This is a genomic window from Rhodococcus sp. NPDC057529, from assembly GCF_042802055.1.
Lineage (GTDB): Bacteria > Actinomycetota > Actinomycetes > Mycobacteriales > Mycobacteriaceae > Rhodococcus_F.
This window is the reverse complement of sequence record NZ_JBHVEY010000005.1, coordinates 447,235-463,290: the sequence shown is the minus strand read 5'-3', so window position 1 is coordinate 463,290 and position 16,056 is coordinate 447,235. Positions and strand designations below refer to the sequence as shown.

The 16,056-nt window shown below is 65.2% G+C and carries 16 protein-coding genes; 11 read left to right on the top strand and 5 right to left on the bottom strand.

Going from position 1 to position 16,056, the window contains the following annotated elements:
* Window positions 1-33 precede the first annotated feature (33 nt).
* The 8 genes from ACFU5V_RS12975 to ACFU5V_RS12940 all read left to right on the top strand — a co-directional run bounded on the left by ACFU5V_RS12975 (window position 34) and on the right by ACFU5V_RS12940 (window position 8,273).
* Window positions 34-1,236 (top strand): amidohydrolase family protein, encoded by a 1,203-nt coding sequence (locus ACFU5V_RS12975; RefSeq protein WP_378699591.1) that lies wholly within the window; start codon window positions 34-36, stop codon window positions 1,234-1,236.
* 141 nt (window positions 1,237-1,377) lie between these two features.
* Entirely contained in the window at window positions 1,378-2,337 is a 960-nt protein-coding gene (locus ACFU5V_RS12970) for a VOC family protein (RefSeq protein WP_378699589.1), read from the top strand.
* Window positions 2,338-2,370: 33 nt separating this feature from the next.
* A complete protein-coding gene (locus ACFU5V_RS12965; protein WP_378699586.1) occupies window positions 2,371-3,972 on the top strand; it encodes a class I adenylate-forming enzyme family protein in 1,602 nt (533 codons plus the stop codon).
* A 67-nt stretch (window positions 3,973-4,039) separates the two neighbouring features.
* The gene (locus ACFU5V_RS12960; protein ID WP_378699583.1) at window positions 4,040-4,870 is read left to right on the top strand and encodes an SDR family NAD(P)-dependent oxidoreductase; all 831 of its coding nucleotides are present in this window, start codon (window positions 4,040-4,042) and stop codon (window positions 4,868-4,870) included.
* 55 nt (window positions 4,871-4,925) lie between these two features.
* On the top strand, window positions 4,926-5,849 hold the full coding sequence (locus ACFU5V_RS12955) for an alpha/beta hydrolase (protein ID WP_378699581.1): 924 nt from the start codon (window positions 4,926-4,928) through the stop codon (window positions 5,847-5,849).
* A gap of 78 nt (window positions 5,850-5,927) precedes the next feature.
* Window positions 5,928-6,326, top strand: a complete 399-nt coding sequence (locus ACFU5V_RS12950) for a nuclear transport factor 2 family protein (RefSeq protein ID WP_378699579.1) — start codon at window positions 5,928-5,930, stop codon at window positions 6,324-6,326.
* A gap of 42 nt (window positions 6,327-6,368) precedes the next feature.
* The gene (locus tag ACFU5V_RS12945) at window positions 6,369-7,343 is read left to right on the top strand and encodes an LLM class flavin-dependent oxidoreductase (RefSeq protein WP_378699577.1); all 975 of its coding nucleotides are present in this window, start codon (window positions 6,369-6,371) and stop codon (window positions 7,341-7,343) included.
* Window positions 7,344-7,364: 21 nt separating this feature from the next.
* Entirely contained in the window at window positions 7,365-8,273 is a 909-nt protein-coding gene (locus tag ACFU5V_RS12940) for an SMP-30/gluconolactonase/LRE family protein (protein WP_378699575.1), read from the top strand.
* A gap of 150 nt (window positions 8,274-8,423) precedes the next feature.
* Here the strand turns inward: ACFU5V_RS12940 and ACFU5V_RS12935 are convergent, their stop codons facing one another.
* The 4 genes from ACFU5V_RS12935 to ACFU5V_RS12920 form a co-directional block, all read right to left on the bottom strand.
* Window positions 8,424-8,669: a hypothetical protein gene (locus ACFU5V_RS12935; protein WP_378699573.1), complete on the bottom strand. Its 246-nt coding sequence runs from the start codon at window positions 8,667-8,669 to the stop codon at window positions 8,424-8,426.
* A 449-nt stretch (window positions 8,670-9,118) separates the two neighbouring features.
* A complete protein-coding gene (locus tag ACFU5V_RS12930; protein ID WP_378699571.1) occupies window positions 9,119-10,045 on the bottom strand; it encodes a VOC family protein in 927 nt (308 codons plus the stop codon).
* Between the two features lie 12 nt (window positions 10,046-10,057).
* Window positions 10,058-10,939, bottom strand: coding sequence for a fumarylacetoacetate hydrolase family protein (locus ACFU5V_RS12925; RefSeq protein WP_378699569.1), 882 nt, complete (start codon window positions 10,937-10,939; stop codon window positions 10,058-10,060).
* A 24-nt stretch (window positions 10,940-10,963) separates the two neighbouring features.
* Window positions 10,964-12,565 (bottom strand): bifunctional 3-(3-hydroxy-phenyl)propionate/3-hydroxycinnamic acid hydroxylase, encoded by a 1,602-nt coding sequence (locus ACFU5V_RS12920; protein ID WP_378699567.1) that lies wholly within the window; start codon window positions 12,563-12,565, stop codon window positions 10,964-10,966.
* Between the two features lie 207 nt (window positions 12,566-12,772).
* On the opposite strand from ACFU5V_RS12920, the gene ACFU5V_RS12915 reads away from it, so the two are divergent.
* The 3 genes from ACFU5V_RS12915 to ACFU5V_RS12905 all read left to right on the top strand — a co-directional run bounded on the left by ACFU5V_RS12915 (window position 12,773) and on the right by ACFU5V_RS12905 (window position 15,539).
* Complete coding sequence (locus ACFU5V_RS12915; RefSeq protein WP_378433445.1) at window positions 12,773-13,480, top strand: FadR/GntR family transcriptional regulator; 708 nt, start codon at window positions 12,773-12,775, stop codon at window positions 13,478-13,480.
* 129 nt (window positions 13,481-13,609) lie between these two features.
* Window positions 13,610-13,975, top strand: coding sequence for an MmcQ/YjbR family DNA-binding protein (locus ACFU5V_RS12910; protein WP_378699635.1), 366 nt, complete (start codon window positions 13,610-13,612; stop codon window positions 13,973-13,975).
* A gap of 160 nt (window positions 13,976-14,135) precedes the next feature.
* Window positions 14,136-15,539, top strand: a complete 1,404-nt coding sequence (locus tag ACFU5V_RS12905; RefSeq protein ID WP_378433446.1) for a CHASE3 domain-containing protein — start codon at window positions 14,136-14,138, stop codon at window positions 15,537-15,539.
* A 9-nt stretch (window positions 15,540-15,548) separates the two neighbouring features.
* On the opposite strand, the gene ACFU5V_RS12900 is transcribed toward ACFU5V_RS12905, so the two are convergent.
* A complete protein-coding gene (locus ACFU5V_RS12900) occupies window positions 15,549-15,998 on the bottom strand; it encodes a DUF5990 family protein (protein WP_378433449.1) in 450 nt (149 codons plus the stop codon).
* Between the last annotated feature and the right edge of the window lie 58 nt (window positions 15,999-16,056).

The following is a 16,056-nucleotide window of genomic DNA, read 5'->3' as shown; positions in this document are numbered from 1 at the left end:
TTTGCACATCTCATCTCAAAATGGAGGCACACAGTGACTCAGTACACCGATGTACCGATCTTCGACTTCGACACCCACATGTACGAAACTCCCGAGGCGCTGACCCGGTACCTGCCGGACAGGTTCAAGAACGCGATCGAGTTCGTCCAGAGCGGGCGCCGAACCAAGATCTCCATCCTCGGCAAGATCCGCGAGTTCATTCCGAATCCGACGTTCGAGCGGGTCGCCGCGCCCGGCGCGCACGAGGCCTTCTACTCGGGCCACAACCCGGAAGGCAAGTCGCTCAAAGAGATGTCCCAAGAGCACGCCATGGAATCCATTCCGGCCTTCCGTGAGCCGGAGCCGCGCATGAAGGTGCTCGACGAGCACGGTGTACAGCAGGCGATGGTGTTCCCCACGTTGGCGAATCTGGTCGAGCATTCCACTGCCGAGGACCCCGACCTGACAGTTGCGGTCATCCATGCGCTGAACCGCTGGATCCTCGATGTCTGGGGATACACGTACCAGGACCGGCTGTTCATGACTCCGGTGATCAACTGCGCACTGGTCGACGAGGCCCGCCGCGAACTCGAGTACGTCATCGAAAACGGTGCCAAGATCGTGCTGATCAAGCCGGCACCGGTGTACGGCTACCGAGGATGGCGCTCCCCGGCACTACCGGAGTTCGACCCGTTCTGGAACGACGTCGAGGACTCGGGCATCGCGGTCGGCTTGCACGCCAGCCAGCCGCCGCTCGAAGAATACGTTCTCAAGTGGGAACCCGACAACTCCGTCAACGTGTTCGAAGGATCTGCCTTCAAGTACGTCGCGCTCGGCCACCGCGAGATCTCCGACATGCTCGCCAGTCTCGTGTGCCACGGCACGCTGACACGCTTCCCGAAGCTGCGGATCGCCAGCGTCGAGAATGGCAGCGCGTGGATCAAGCCCTTGATGGACGACCTCGAGGCGACCTACGCCAAGATGCCGCAGAACTTCGAGGAGAACCCGATTGAGGTCCTGCGCCGCAACTGCTGGGTCAGCCCGTTCTGGGAAGGCAATGTCGCCGACGTCGTCGAGTGGCTGGGTTGGGACAAGGTGCTGTTCGGGTCCGACTGGCCGCACCCGGAGGGTTTGACCGAACCGAAGGGGTTCTTCGCTTACGCCGAGGGTATGGACGAAAAGCGGACACGGGATTTCATGGGCGACAACGCAAGGCGTCTGATGAACCTTCCGGTCGCCGCGCCCGCAGGCGTCTAGCTCCGATCTCGGACGCGGGGGGGACACACGGAGCCGCACACCCAAATCGTGCACCCTCGTGTCCGCCACGCGAGCCCGTCAACACCCGTGGTGGTCGGCCTCGGGCCGACCACCACATGACATCGATCCGAAGGACCTTCCTTGTCCGAGAACACCGACGGCGACGCCACAGCGTTACGCGTGCACGCCGTCCTCCACTGCAATCTCAACACCGTCGACATCGCTGCCAGCGAGACCTTTTACAACACGACGTTCGACCACACCACCAAGATGACGTCGCTGGGCAACGGAACCGACGTCACCCCCATGGGCCTCACCGAACCCGCCACCAGCGACACCCGCTTCCTGTGGGACGCCCGCGGCCCACGCTCCGCGCCGTCCTTCGAGCTCGTCGACTGGCAGCATCCCGCAGTCATTCCCGCCCCAGACCACAAGGTGCTGGGCTACATCGCAGCCGGCTTCCGCGTCCCGTCGCTGGACACGATCGCCGGCCGACTCGACAGCGCCGGCCGCACCACCGAAAAGGGCGATGTCACGCTCCGTGGACACTCACGCAGAGCCCTGACAGGCCACGATGCCGAGGGCATCGGATTCGAAATAGTCGAAGTGCCCCCCGGTTCGGATGAGCCGCAGACCACGCTGTTCTCACACCTGCGCGCCCGGTGCGCGAACCTGTCCGCAACTATCGCCTGGTACCGCGACATCGGCTTCGAGGTAGTGGCCGGCGAGTCCCACGGCGAGAGCGTCTCACTTGCCCTGCCCGAGGACCCGACCTTCTCCATCGAGTTCGAGCAGGCCGACGTGGACGCCGCCCAGATCGCCGCGCACCAGTGCCTTCCAGCGAACACCCAAGGCCTGTACCGCATCGCACTCGCCGTCGACGATGTGTGGGCGTCACGCAACGCACTCGCCGACAAGTACGCCGCGATTCCCGAGCCCGCTCACATCTCGATGGAGGACATCCCGACGGGCGGCTTCACCATCCTGTTTCTGCGTGACCCCGACGGCACCATGGTCGAGCTGGTCGAGCGTCCCCGCTCGGCGGTCCGCCGCCCCCAGGCGCCTGAGCAGACCTACGTGCCACGTGTCTCGACGAGCTGAGAAAACGACCCGCCCACTCCGCAGGAGCCCCTGATGACATCAGACGAAGACTTCGACCTCGCCGAGGCGTTCCAGGCCTGGCCATGGGTGCTGACCGCGCCGACGGTATGGGAGTTGGTGGAACGTCGAGCCGCCACGACTCCGGATCACCCCCTGCTGATCGCCGAGGTCGGCACGGTTCTTACCTGCGGAGAGTTCCGCGATAAGGCCGAACGAGTCGCAGCCGCACTCGCCGAACTCGGAGTCGGACCCGGGAGCCGGGTGGCCTGGCAGTTGCCCACCCGGATCAGCACAGTCCTGGTCATGGTGGCGCTGCGACGGCTCGGAGCCCTGCAGGCGCCGATCATCCCGATCTACCGCGAGCGTGAGGTCACCACCGCGGTGCAGCTGTCGCAGGCCGATCTGCTGCTGGTACCCGGATCATGGCGTGGCTTCGACTATTCCGGGATGGCCGCCGAGCTGACTGCGAGCGGTGCGATCGACACACGTGTCGAAGTGATCGGCCCGGAGGCCCCCGAAAGCGGCGACCTCACCACCTTGCCTCCCAACCCGATCGAACCCGAGGCCGACCTGTGGATGTACTTCACCTCCGGCTCGACCGGCATGCCCAAAGGGGTCCGACACTGTGACCGCAGTCTGCTCAGCGGCGCGTTCGGTTTCACCGCGCACGCCCGACTCGGTGAACGCGAGGACGAAGTAGCAGCGCTCGGATTCCCGTTCGCGCACATCGGAGGGATCTCGTTCACCGCCGCGCTGCTCGCCGGCGGGTTCCCGGCATTGCTGATCGAGGCGTTCGACGCCGCAAGCGCGGTGGAACTCTTCGCCCGAGACCGGGTGACGGTTACCGGCGGCGCTACGCCGTTTTACCAGATGCTGCTCGCTCACCAGCGTGCGCATCCCGGCACCCGGCTCTATCCGGACCTACGCAAGCTCATCGGCGGTGGCGCGCCGTGCTCGGCCAGCCTCTTCGCGGCCGTGCGGGATGAACTGGGCGTGGTGGTGGCGCACGACTATGGAATGACCGAGCTCCCGTTCATCGCGGTGGGCGACCCCCAGGACTCGCACGAACTGCTTGCCGACACCGACGGTCACATTCTGCCGGGAAATCGGGTACGGGTGCGTGGTCTCGACGGCGCATTGATCACCGATGGATCGACCGGTGAACTGGAGGTGTCCGGACGCGCGCTGTGCTTCGGTTACACGGACGAGACCGCCACCTCGGCGAACTTCACCGAGGACGGCTGGCTCCGTACGGGCGACACCGGGCGGGTCGGCGCCGGCGACATCGTCGAGGTCGTCGGTCGCACCAAGGACATGATCATCCGCAAGGGTGAGAATGTGGCTCCCGCGGAGATCGAGGGACTGCTGGCAGGCCACCCTTCGGTGGCCGAGGTCGCGGTCATCGGGCTCCCCGACGAGGATCGGGGCGAGCGGATCTGCGCGGTTGTGGCACTGCGAGAGGGCACCGCGGTGCTCGATCTGCCCTCGCTGACCGCATGGCTCACTGACGCGGGTCTGATCCGTCAGAAGCTGCCCGAGCAACTCGAATTGGTCGACACGTTGCCTCGCACTGGTTTCGCGAAGGTAGCCAAGTTGGTGCTGCGAGAGCGATTCGCCCAGCGACAACCCGCGTAACACCCATCCGTCGAGGCACGGCGGCACACGACCCCAGCTGAACATTCTCGATTCAGAGGAGCAGATCATGAGTACCACGACCGGCGCCGAGCCCGTCTTCGAACAGGATTACAGCGAAGTACCCGACTACGCGGCGATGTCGAGATTGGATGGACAGCGTTTCGTCGTGCTCGGCGGTGGCGTCGGTATCGGCAGGCAGACCTGCCATGCGCTCGCCAGCGTCGGCGCCAAGGTGCTACTCGTCGACGTCGACCAGGCCCGGGTCGATCAGGTTGCCGCGGAGATCGACGGTGTACCCCTCGTCGCCGACGTCACCAAACGGGAAGAGGTCGAGCGGGTCTTCGACGTCGCCGTGGAAGAGTTGGGCGGCGTGGACGGTGTCGTCGACATCGTCGGCATGGGCCGTTGGACCCCACTCTTGGACGCAGATGACGAGCACTGGAACTTCCACCACGACATAGTGCTACGCCACGCCTACTACGTGATCCAGTGCGCTGCGCCCTTGATGGCCAAGAACGGTGGCGGACCACTTGTGTTCGTCTCCTCGGTGTCAGGTATCGCGAGCGCACCAGGACACGCCGGATACGGCGTCGCGAAGGCAGGCCTGATGTCCCTGATCCGCACCGCGGCCGTCGAGTTGGGACCCGACGGCATTCGAGTCAACTCGATCGCACCCGGTCTCGTCTGGACACCGCGGATCGCCGCAATGCTCGGCGAAGAGCTGGGGGAGCGTAACGGCAACAACACCCCCTTACGCCGCAGGGCATACCCCGAAGACATCGCGTCGGCGCTGCTGTTCCTTGCCACGCCGCTGTCCGGCTACATCACCGGCCAGAACATCACGGTCGACGGCGGCTTGAACGTCATCTTCCCGTACGAAACGCCGAGCCCGAGCTGATCATCGGCGCACCTGCCAAAGATTCACAGTTCGCTGCCCGCGAGGAAGCGACGACATGAACGGAGACGAGATGGTGAGCGCGGAATCGGCCTATCTGGCAGAGCTGTACTCGAGCTGGACGGAACGCGCCGCCGCTCACCCGGACATGAGCCTCGCCGCCAACCGGGAAATGCTCGAAGAGTGGCACCGCGCCACCGTCGAACCCACCGGCGTGAGCTACGACGAGATCGATGCCGACGGGGTTCCCTCGATGTGGTGCATCCCCACCGGCGGCGCCACGGACCGTGCGGTGCTCTACCTGCACGGCGGTGGGTTCATGTTTTGGTCCTACCACTCGCACCGCAAACTGGCCGGGCACCTGGCCAAGGCGATCGGCGCCCCCGTACTCGTGCCCGACTATCGACGGGCACCCAGACACCGAGCGCCCGCCCAATTGGACGACGCCGTCACCGCCTACCACTGGATACGGAAACAGGGAATCGATCCGCACCACATTGCGACAGCAGGAGATTCGGCAGGCGGAAACCTCTGCATCGCAGTCGCTCTCAAGCTCAGAGCGGACGGAGAACCACTCCCTGCCGCCATCATGCCGATATCACCGTGGCTGGACATGGAACTCGAGAGCGAGAGTCTGGACACCAACGCCGATCACGACAAGACGGTCAACCGGGCAATGCTCGAGACAATCCGCCGCCTGGCCGTGCCCGACGACGCAGTGTCCGATCCTTTGATCAACCTGCTGTACGCGGACCCAGCCGGCCTGCCGCCGATCCTTATCCACGTCAGCTCGCACGAGGCTTTGCTCGACGACTCGATCCGCTTCGCCGTGAACGCACGGTCAGCCGGAGTTGATATGACCGTCGAGATCGAACACGAGATGCAGCATATCTACCCGTGCCTCGCAGGACGGGCGCCGGAGGCCGACCGAGCTATCGCGCGAATGGGCACGTGGGTCCGGCCGCTGCTCGGTCTCCACTAACCACGCTGCAGTCGGGCAGCGATAGGGACAACCGCCCACCTCACTCGATGTGGGCGACCTGATGAAAGGGAAGACACCATGACCGAAACGATCTCGCAGACCGAACAGACCCGCACCATCGTCGAACGGCTCTACGCCGCCGGCGCCGCGGGAGATGTCGAGGGCGTCCTCTCGAGCCTCGCCGAGGACGTCGTCGTCAACGAGCCCTCCTACCTCCCCTGGGGCGGCACTTACACCGGGCACGAACAGTTCCTCGGACTCTTCGGCACACTCATGCAGAATCTCGACCTCACCAAGCTCAAAATCAAGTACACGGTGGCCGACAACGACAAGTGCTTCGTCACCTTCCACGCCCCCGATATCTCCTCCGGCAAAGACGTCTACATCGCCGAACAATCGACCGTACGCGACGGGAAGATCATCGAAATGACCATCTTCTACAACGAACAGACCTTCGCCACCAGTCCGAACAGCTAAGTGTCGGGGCACCGACCTCACCTACGTTAAGAGGAAATGACAATGGCATTGACCTTGTCGTGCGGGCTCGCAACATCCTTGAACAGTCACGAACACGCGAGAATCGCAGAAGAACTCGGCTACAACACCGCCTGGATGTTCGATACCGCACCGGTGTGCGCGGATGTGTGGATGCAACTCGGTCGAGCGGCGGATCGCACCGAGCGCATCACACTCGCGACCGGCGTGCTCGCACCCGCGCTGCGCCATCCGATCACCACCGCGAACGCGATCTCGACGTTGGTCTCGATCGCCGGCCGGGAGCGCGTCGCAATCGGCGTGGGTAGCGGATTCAGCGGCGCCATCGTCACCGGTCAGCGACCATCCAAGTGGACCTACGTCGCCGCGTACATCAAGACCGTGCGCGCATTGCTGCGCGGCGAAACCGTCGAATGGGAAGGCAGCAACGTCAAACTGCTGCACGGACCACTCACCGGGCCGATCCGACCGATCGAAGTTCCCTTTCTCGTTGCGGCCGACGGACCGAAAGGAATGGCGGTCGCGCATGAACTCGCCGACGGCGCGATCGGCGCCTTCGCGCCACACGATGGTTGGGACTGGAGCATGGTCATGGCTCAGGGCACCGTCCTGGACGAGGGGGAGGACCCAGGCTCGCAGCGGGTACTCGACGCCGGCGGCCCCGGGGCGGCGATCATGCTGCACTACGCGGTCGAGTTCAATGGCGCCTCCCAACTCCCATTCGACGCCGCAGACTGGGCGCAAGCGTATTCCGACGTCCCCACCGACATCCGCCACCTGGTGCTGCACGAGGGACACGGAGTGTTCGTATCCGCCATCGACCGCCCCTACCTGACCGGTGACGTCCTCGTCAAGAGCGGCATGGCTCTTTCCGCCGCCGAATGGCGCGACAAGGTCGCCGCACTCGAAGCAGGCGGCGCGACCGAGGTCACCTACACGCCCGCCGGACCGGACATCCCGCACGAACTGGAGGCGTTCATGAAGGCAGTCACAGCGTGAACAACCGCACCATCACCAACAATGTACAAGGCAGGACTAGCCATGAAAAAGCATGAACTGAATATGTTTTCATCCGGTCACCAGTTCCTCGAAACACCTCGCTGGCATGACGGTCAACTCTGGGCCAGCGACTTCTTCGCCAAGAAAGTTCTGAGATTCCACCCCGACGGCTCCGCAGAAACTGTTGCCGAGATCGCCGGCGCCCCCTCCGGCCTCGGATTCCTTCCCGACGGGTCCATCTTGGTCGTCTCGCAGGCAGACAACAAAGTCCTGCAAATCAACGACTCCGGCTCCATCACGGAATACGCGGACTTCAGCGCCATCGCCGGAGGCCTCGGCAACGACATGGTGGTAACCGAAACCGGGCACGCTTACGCCGGAAACTTCGGATACGCCGTGGGCGAGGAAGACCCCAAGCCAACCAACCTCGCACACATCGACCCAGCAGGAAACGTCACCCGCGTCGACGGAGACGTGACGTTCCCGAACGGTGGGGCCCTGACTCCTGACGGAAAGCTGCTCCTCGCCGAGACTTTCGCACACCGCATCAGCGCGTTCGATATCAACGACGACGGATCGCTCGCCAACCATCGAGTGTGGGCGCAACTTCCGGAAACCTACCATCCCGACGGAATCGCGCTCGACGCCGCAGGCGGGGTGTGGTTCGGTAACGCAATGACCTCCGACGAGGACAGCGGTTTCTATCGAGTCGAAGAGGGCGGGGACATCACTGACAAGATCGCGGTGGAAGGCGCCTGGGCCGTCGCCTGCGCATTCGGTGGCCCGGATCTGGAAACTCTCTACATGACGTGCAACGCCACCAGCCTTGAAGACTTCTTCCAGGGCCGCTCCTCCGCGTACATCGCCACAGCGACCGTGGGCCGGTGCGGAGCACGGACTGGAGGACCCACTCGGCAGTCTGTGGCCTAAATGCATCCCCAGCCGCGACACAGTCGGAAGTGACATGTCCACGATCGAATGCAACGTACCTATGCAAGAGCAGGCTGAGGTGGACGAATTCGTCGAGGTGATCCACCACCACGTGCGGAGAACAGACTTCGGCAGGTCCGTGCCGTTCGCCTACCGAATCGGCGAGAATCGCTGACAGTGCTCGAGGTTCGATGACGCCGTCGAAAACCGCAAGGACCTTGTAAAGGCGGCATCGACCGGCTCGAGCAGCGACACGGTGTCCGCTACGGTGCGCGCCAAGGTGCGGTGACGGTCGGGAAGATCAGCGGGTCCACGCATGTTCGGCGACCAACCGTCTTCGATCTGCGCCGCCAAGGCGTCCAGCGTCAACGTGCTCAGTTGATGGGTGGCGATCATGAGGGCGAGGGGAAGCCCGCCGAGTTGCCGGCAAGCCGAGTTGCCGGCAAATCGAGGCGACCGTGTGGGCCTGGGCCTCGGGTCTCGTTCGAAGGCAACCCGGCGGGCATGATCGAGGAAGAGTGTCAGCGCTGGACTGGTCGACGCGTCGATGTTGGGGGCACCGTCTGCGTCGGGACAGCGCAGAGGGCGCAGTACGTATCGGTTGTCGTGTGACAGATCGGTCGCGGCCCGGCTCGTTGCAAGGAGCCGGACGTGCGGGTGGGCAGTCAGGAGCGCTCCGAGGGCGCGCACCCCGGAGCTGATCCGTTCGAGACTGTCGACCACGACGACGTGTGGCTTCTCCGATTCGGGCGGCGTCGCCATGGTGTTGCCGATCTGGGTCGCCGCATCTGACGCGGACTCGCATCCCGACAGATCTACCCTCTCGATGTCGACGAAGCCCGCAGTCACCCCTTCGCGGAATGCGCTCCGGTCATGAGGGCGGCGAGGTCGTCGGGTTCGAGGAACGATGGGGGTGGTGGTGGTCCCCAGGCGTAGAGGCCCTGGAGTCCGTCCAGAATTTCCGGGGACCAGAGTTCGTCTTCGGGGACGGTGTCCATGTCGGAGTAGTACTCGGAGAAGTTCCCGGCCGGGTCCTTGAGGTACCAGAAGAAGTTCGCGCCCGCGTAGTGGCGGCCGAGTCCCCAGATGTGGCGTTCGGGGTTGCCTGCGAGCATGGTGTGGGCGCCGCGGCCGACCTCGTCGACGTCGTCGACCTGCCAGCTGGTGTGGTGCATGAAGTTCACCGGGGCGGCCATGACGAGGACGTTGTGGTGTTCGACGGAGCAGCGCAGGAATGCGGCCTTGTCGCCCATGTAGTCGCTGACCTTGAAGCCGAGGCCGTCGGTGAAGAACTTCATGGTGGTCTCGAGGTCGGTGGACCCGATCACCGCGTGGCCGAGTTTGCGGGGGCGTACCGGGTCGGTGCGGGTGAGGAACGGGGCCCGTCCCCAGCGGTCGATGCGCCCGGGCCCGTTGTAGGCAGTGGCCGCGACGGCGGGTTCGATGACGATCCGGGGCCGGACCTGGACTCGCACCAGGGTGCCGGTGATCGGTTCGACGGCGCTGACGGACGTGCCGTCGTGCTGGATCGCGATACCGAGTCTGGTCAGCCGCGCTGTGGTGGCGGTGATGTCGTCGGGGTCGTCGGCGGCGACGGTCAGCTCGACCAGGCGCCGGGTGGGTGCGTGCACGATGTGAAGTTGTTCGCCGCCGTCGCGGGTGGCGAACACCCCGTTCCCGCGGTGCTCGAGTCCGAAGTCGGTGTAGTAGGCGATGGTGTCGTCGACGTTGGGGACGCCGAGGGTGACCTTGCCCAGTCCGTGTAGTGCCATGACGTGGTGTCCTTACTGCGCGTCGGGTTCGGCGACGAATCTCTGGTGCAGCTGGCCGATGCCGTCGATCCAGCTGTCGAGTGTGTCGCCGGGCTGCAGGAACCGTTGCGGGGTGCGGCCGACGCCGACGCCGGCGGGGGTGCCGGTGAAGATGACGTCGCCGGGGTAGAGGGTGACGGTGTGGGAGAGGGTGGCGATGAGCTTCGGGACGGGGAAGATGAGGTCGCGGGTGCGGCCTTTCTGCACTTGTTCGCCGTCGATGGTGCAGCCGAGTTCGAGGTCGTCGGGGTCGGCGAACTCGTCGGGGGTGACCAGCCAGGGGCCTTGCGGGGAGAACCCGGCGTAGGATTTTCCGAGCCCGAATTGTGGTGCGGGACCTCTGGTTTGGGTGATGCGTTCGGAGATGTCCTGGCCGGCGGTGAGGCCGGCGACGTGCGCCCAGGCGTCGGCGGGGTCGATGTTGCGGGTTTCGCGGCCGACGACGGCGACGAGTTCGACCTCCCAGTCGACGTTGCCGCCGGTGGGGATGATGACGTCGGTGTCGGGGCCGGTGAAGGACGAGGCGTATTTGGTGAAGACCGGTGGTAGGTGGGTGGGGGATTCGAAGCCGGATTCGGCGGCGTGGGCGTGGTAGTTCAGGCCGACGGCGAACACCTGCCGCGGTGCCGGCGACGGTGCCCTCAAGCGGGTGCGGTCGATCGGGACGCTGTCGTCGGTCAGAGCCGAGAGGTCCTGGACTGCGGCCCATTCGGTGACGTCGTCCCAGGCTTCGTAGAGTGCCTGCAGGTTCGGGGCGAACCGGCCGCGGGAGGCGTGGGCGATGTCGACGGCCCGCTCGGAACCGTTCTCTCCGAGGACGAGGGCGGCACGGTGGTCGATATTGGCGATGCGCATGAAAGTGGTTCTCCTGGAGTGAGTTCACACGGTGGTGGTTGCAGGGTGGGGGCTGGTAGGGGATGGGTCTAGGGTCCGCAGTCGGTCGCGGTATTCGCTGAGCAGATCCGTCAGTTGGGTGTTGTCGGTGACGCCGCCGAAGATGTAGTGATCCGGCCGGACGAGCACTGCGCTGATGTTCTGTCCGTGGAACCACCGAGTCCATTGACCGGTCGCGTCGAGCAGATCCGGTGCTCCGGTCTCCTCGACGGTCTTCAGCCGTACGCCGGTGCTGTCGAGCAGTCGCTGCAGTGTCGGATCCGCTTGCGCGACATCGGTGTCACCGCGTACCAGCAGGACCGAACCGAAGCCGGTGACCTCGTCGAGGAGGTCGCTGTGGGCGCCGATCCGCACCGGAAACTGTGGTGCAAGGGTCCCGCGCAGCCTGCCGCCGTCAGTGTCTTGCGCGGTGACGCCGTCTCCGAGGACGGGAAGGGCTGTGACCGGCAAAACCTTCGCGGGGTCGGCGCCACCGCCGATCATGCGGGTATCGCGTTCGGTGGCCTTCTCCTCGTCGAGGACGCAGATGACCCGCCCGAGTTCGACCGACATCGTGACCGCATGCTGCAGGTGCGCGCTGCGTTCGGACGAGTACGAATCGAGCAATGCGAGGTCGGATTCACCGCGCAGGATCCGATCGAGCTTCCATGACAGATTGGCTGCGTCGCGGATGCCCGAGCACATGCCCTGCCCGGCGAAGGGAGGCATCTGGTGCGCGGCGTCACCGGCGATCGCGAGACGGCCGGCGTTCCACCGGTCCGCCCACCGCGCGGCGAACGTGTAGACGGCGTGCCGCTCGAGTTCACTGTTCTCCGGCGTCCGGTCCCACGCCCGGAGCAACTCCCATGCCTTCTCCGGCGTGTCCAGTTCTTCTCTCGTCTCGCCGGGCAGTCGCATGAACTCCCATCGACGACGTCCCGGTCCGCCCGACACGACCGTGGTCGGCCGGGCGGGATCGCACAGTTGCCAGTTCTGTGGTGACCAACCGCGGTCGTCGAGCGGAATGGTGTCGACGATCAGCCAGTCGAAGAAGAAGCCCTCGTCGTGCATGGTCGCACCCATGCGTTCACGGACGAAGCTGTTCGCGCCGTCGCAGCCGATCACGAACCGTGCTCGCACCTGCCGCTGTTTGACGACGGTGCTGGTGAACGTCACCACGACGTCGCGTGTGCCCTCGTCGATACCGACGACCTCGGCGCCGCGGAGCAGAGTGACGTTCGGCATCTCCTCGACCGCTGCGCCGAGGACCTTCTCGAGCTGAGGTTGGGAGAAGAAGCTGGCCGTCGGCCACCCGCTCGGACCGGTGCCGGACCAGTCGATCTTCACCAACGATTCCCTGGCGGCATTGCGCCACTCGTAGTGGTCGGGCACCGCCTCGGAGATCGACTGGATTTCCGAGGTCAGGCCCATCGATTGGAAGACTCGGCCGATCTCGTCGTCGAAGTGGACGGCCCTCGGGAGTGGGTACGGCTCCGGCCAGCGTTCGACGATCACCACGTCGTGGCCGCGCAGGCCGAGCATCCGCCCCAGCGCCAGCCCTACGGGCCCGGCGCCGACGATCACGACGTCGTGGGTGTTTTCCTGCATGTTCGTTGCTCTTCCTCGGTGAATGCACTAGGACACCAATTGAGCCCTATTGAGCATGTTCAATAGGCACAGCATGCTGTGACCCGCACCGCCTGTCAAGAGACTCGACCCGATTGATCGGTATCGAGCATGCTCAATACGGTAGAATCGGTGATGGTCCGACGGCCAGCAGTGAAGTGGTGACGGGCACGACGAAACGAGGACACGATGACCGATCTCGCACAGCGGATGATGATGGACGCATCGCTGAGCCGCACCGAGCAGGCCGCACTGGCTATCGGCCAACTCGCGGAGCAGGCGCCGCACGGCGCGCGCCTCGGTACGAAGAAGGAACTTCAGGAACAGTGCGGCGTCGCGAAGGGGACCTTCAACGAAGCTCTGCGCATTCTGCAGTCACGCGGCGTGATCACCGTCCGATCGGGACCCGGAGGGGGGCTGTTTGCCGCTTCGCCCACCCCCATCGCGCGTCTCGGGAACTCGATTCTCTCCCTCGACGCCGCGGAAGGGGATGTCGCCGATGCCGTACGTATTCGTGACGCCCTCGACCCGCTGCTCGTCGAGGACGCACTCGATCACAGTTCGGCCGTCGACATCACCCGTATGCGCACCGCCCTCGACGTCATGCGGCAGACCGCCGACGCCGGCGACGCGACGGGATTCGTCCGAGCCAACTGGGAACTGCACGCCGCGATCGCCCGGGTGAGCCCCAACGCGATCCTGAAGTCGATCTACCTGAGCCTGCTCGACCTGATCGAATCCCACACCGTCTCCGTCGAACCGGTCGGCGACAGGCCGCTGCCGGAATACATCGCCGAGCGTCAGCAGTTGCACGCCGACCTCGTCGACGCCCTCGATCGCCGTGACCGGGACGCGGCCCTCCGGCTCATCCATGCGCACAACACAACACAAGCCTGAGGTCGGACGCACACACACGGCCTGAAACCCGGTACGGCGGCGCCCCGGATGCAGAGCATTTAGGGTGGTGAGGTGGGAATCGGTAGCCGGGCGGCACGGGTCGAAGATGTGCACGATCTGGCTCTGGGCATGCCGCATGTCACCGTTACCCACGGCCCCGGCGACAATCCCGTCTACCAGGTCGGTGGTAAGTCGTTCGTGTTCTTCCGCAATCCGCGACCCGATGCGACGGACCCGGACACCGGGGAACGCTATGACGACGTGATCGTGTTCTGGGTGCCGTCCGACGCCGACAAGCAGGCGCTCGTCCGCGATGACACGACACCGTTCTTCACTACCTCACACTTCGACGGCCACCTGTCGGTGCTGTTGAGGGGGAGCCGCATCGGCGAGTTGTCCCGGCAAGAATTGGTGGAGCTCGTTCAGGATGCGTGGCTCTCACGCGCGTCGGCGCGCAGAGCAGCGACCTGGCTCAGCGCCCACCCTCCCGCCTGACCGAACATTGGGCGTCGATCGGACTCGGCAATCGGTTCCGCCGCGCAGGTCGGGCGCAATAGTGTGGAACCGGCGGGGTCGGGACGTCCAGGCACCCGATCCTGTGTTCGGAACAGGTGAGAGGCTGACCATGTCGGGTCGGACTGCGAAGGCCAGACGGATGTCATTGCGGACGTTGCTGTGGTTGGCGATCGGGATCCTCGTGGCCCTGTTCGCCGTTACTGCGGCGTTTTCCGTGTACGGGAGACTGGTGGTTCGTGCGTCCGAGAACGTGCTCTCCGAGCGCCTCCTGCCCGCGCAGCATGCCGTGTCGGATCTGACGACCGCCTATGTGGACCAGGAGACCGGGCAGCGTGGCTATGTTCTGACCGGTGATCCGAGTTTCCTCGAACCGTACGACGCAGGCAGGGACGCCGCGGCCGCGTCCCTGTCGGATCTGACCGCGCTGCTTGCCGGCGACGCGGAGGCTTCGGCAACGCTGGACGCGGTCGTCGAGGCGGCGAACACCTGGACCACTCAGGCCAGCGAGCCGGAGATCCTCGCTCGTCGCAACAACGAGATAGCGGACGAGCAGGTCGTGGCCATGACCGCGACGGGCAAGGAACTGTTCGACGGGCTGCGCTCACAGCTTCAGGACCTCAATGCCCTGACGGATGAACGGGTGACCGAACAGGTCGATCGGGTTCGCTCGGCGCAGGTCTTGGCAAATATCGCTACCGCCGTCGCGTTCGTTCTCGCGATCGGCACCGCGATGGCCTCCCTGTATCTGACGCGACGATTGCTGACCCGGCCGATCGAGCGGCTCGTCGCAGACATCAGCGCGGTGGCCGAGGGCGACTACGAGAGGGATATCGGCACCGACGGCCCGAGGGAAGTGTCGATGATCGGCAGCGCCGTCGACACCATGCGGACCAGTCTGCTCACCCAGAATCGGCTACTCGTGCAGGCGGAACACGAACGAACCCGCCACGACGAACAAACCCGGATGGCGGCCGATCTGCACGACCTGACGATTCAGCGCGTGTTCGGGCTGGGCCTCGCATTGACCTCCCTGGCCCGACGGCATCCCCGTCTTGCCGCGGATCTCGATCCGCTCATCGACGAAACCGACAGCATCGTTCGCGGTTTGAGGGCGGTCATCTTCGACCTCGAGATTGGTGCGACCGCAGTGACGAACGGCACCGCAAGTTTGAGTGCGGCGGTCGGTGAGATCGTCGAGAGTAGTACCGCCGCACTCGGATTCACGCCCGACGTGTGCCTGGACGGGCCGGTCGACCAGTTCTCCGGCCACAACGCAGGTCCGGAACTTCAGGCGGTGCTCCGCGAGGCACTGAGCAACGTTGCCCGTCACGCCCATGCGACGTCGTGCCGTGTGATGGTCGCCGCCGACGACGACCGCCTGGCGCTGAGCGTGACCGACGACGGTACAGGGATGGGCGCGGACGTCATCCGGGGGCACGGGCTGGCGAACATCTGCAACCGAGCCGCGCAACTCGGTGGCCGTGCCGTCATCCGCGACGGCGCGCCGGGGACAGTGGTCGAGTGGGAAGTGCCCGCGTCCTGATCGCGGCGGCTACGCGGACCACTCGATCAACGGCGGACGCACTGCAGCGCACAGGGGATTCCCGCGGGCGTCGGTGAGTCCGAGTCGCGCAGTGATGCGTCCGGCCGCCGCCGCCGCGTCTGCGGTGGCCCGATCCACGCCGTCCCACATCAACTTGGCCCGCCGGAACATATCGAATTCGCCATCTCGGCCGATCGACCCCCACGACAGGTAGACGAAGCGCCCGCCGGGGCGGCCCTGTACGTACGGACCGGTGATGTCGAGACCCGCCGGCGTCGGGGTCGTCTTGCACTCGAGAACCCAGCGGGCCGTGGTCGCGTCCCCTGGATGCAGGTCGAGAAGATCGCCGGGAGCGCCGCGGCGCTGCACGGCCACATGGATGTTGTCGTAGCCGGGGAAATGGGACCCCGGCGGGCACGACGATCCGGGAAGGTCGGTTGCCTCGATCACGAGTTGCACCAGTTCATCCAACCACCCGTGAGAACCTCTGTGCGGGCGGTCGAAGAGTGGGTGGCGC

Excerpts from the sequence above, each read along its gene's own strand:
- ACFU5V_RS12965 (WP_378699586.1), top strand. The coding sequence starts at position 2,371 with ATGACATCAGACGAAGACTTCGACCTCGCCGAGGCGTTCCAGGCCTGG.
- ACFU5V_RS12960 (WP_378699583.1), top strand. The coding sequence starts at position 4,040 with ATGAGTACCACGACCGGCGCCGAGCCCGTCTTCGAACAGGATTACAGC.
- ACFU5V_RS12955 (WP_378699581.1), top strand. The coding sequence starts at position 4,926 with ATGAACGGAGACGAGATGGTGAGCGCGGAATCGGCCTATCTGGCAGAG.
- ACFU5V_RS12950 (WP_378699579.1), top strand. The coding sequence starts at position 5,928 with ATGACCGAAACGATCTCGCAGACCGAACAGACCCGCACCATCGTCGAA.
- ACFU5V_RS12945 (WP_378699577.1), top strand. The coding sequence starts at position 6,369 with ATGGCATTGACCTTGTCGTGCGGGCTCGCAACATCCTTGAACAGTCAC.
- ACFU5V_RS12940 (WP_378699575.1), top strand. The coding sequence starts at position 7,365 with ATGTACAAGGCAGGACTAGCCATGAAAAAGCATGAACTGAATATGTTT.
- ACFU5V_RS12935 (WP_378699573.1), bottom strand. The coding sequence starts at position 8,669 with ATGATCGCCACCCATCAACTGAGCACGTTGACGCTGGACGCCTTGGCG.
- ACFU5V_RS12930 (WP_378699571.1), bottom strand. The coding sequence starts at position 10,045 with ATGGCACTACACGGACTGGGCAAGGTCACCCTCGGCGTCCCCAACGTC.
- ACFU5V_RS12925 (WP_378699569.1), bottom strand. The coding sequence starts at position 10,939 with ATGCGCATCGCCAATATCGACCACCGTGCCGCCCTCGTCCTCGGAGAG.
- ACFU5V_RS12920 (WP_378699567.1), bottom strand. The coding sequence starts at position 12,565 with ATGCAGGAAAACACCCACGACGTCGTGATCGTCGGCGCCGGGCCCGTA.
- ACFU5V_RS12915 (WP_378433445.1), top strand. The coding sequence starts at position 12,773 with ATGACCGATCTCGCACAGCGGATGATGATGGACGCATCGCTGAGCCGC.
- ACFU5V_RS12910 (WP_378699635.1), top strand. The coding sequence starts at position 13,610 with ATGCCGCATGTCACCGTTACCCACGGCCCCGGCGACAATCCCGTCTAC.
- ACFU5V_RS12905 (WP_378433446.1), top strand. The coding sequence starts at position 14,136 with ATGTCATTGCGGACGTTGCTGTGGTTGGCGATCGGGATCCTCGTGGCC.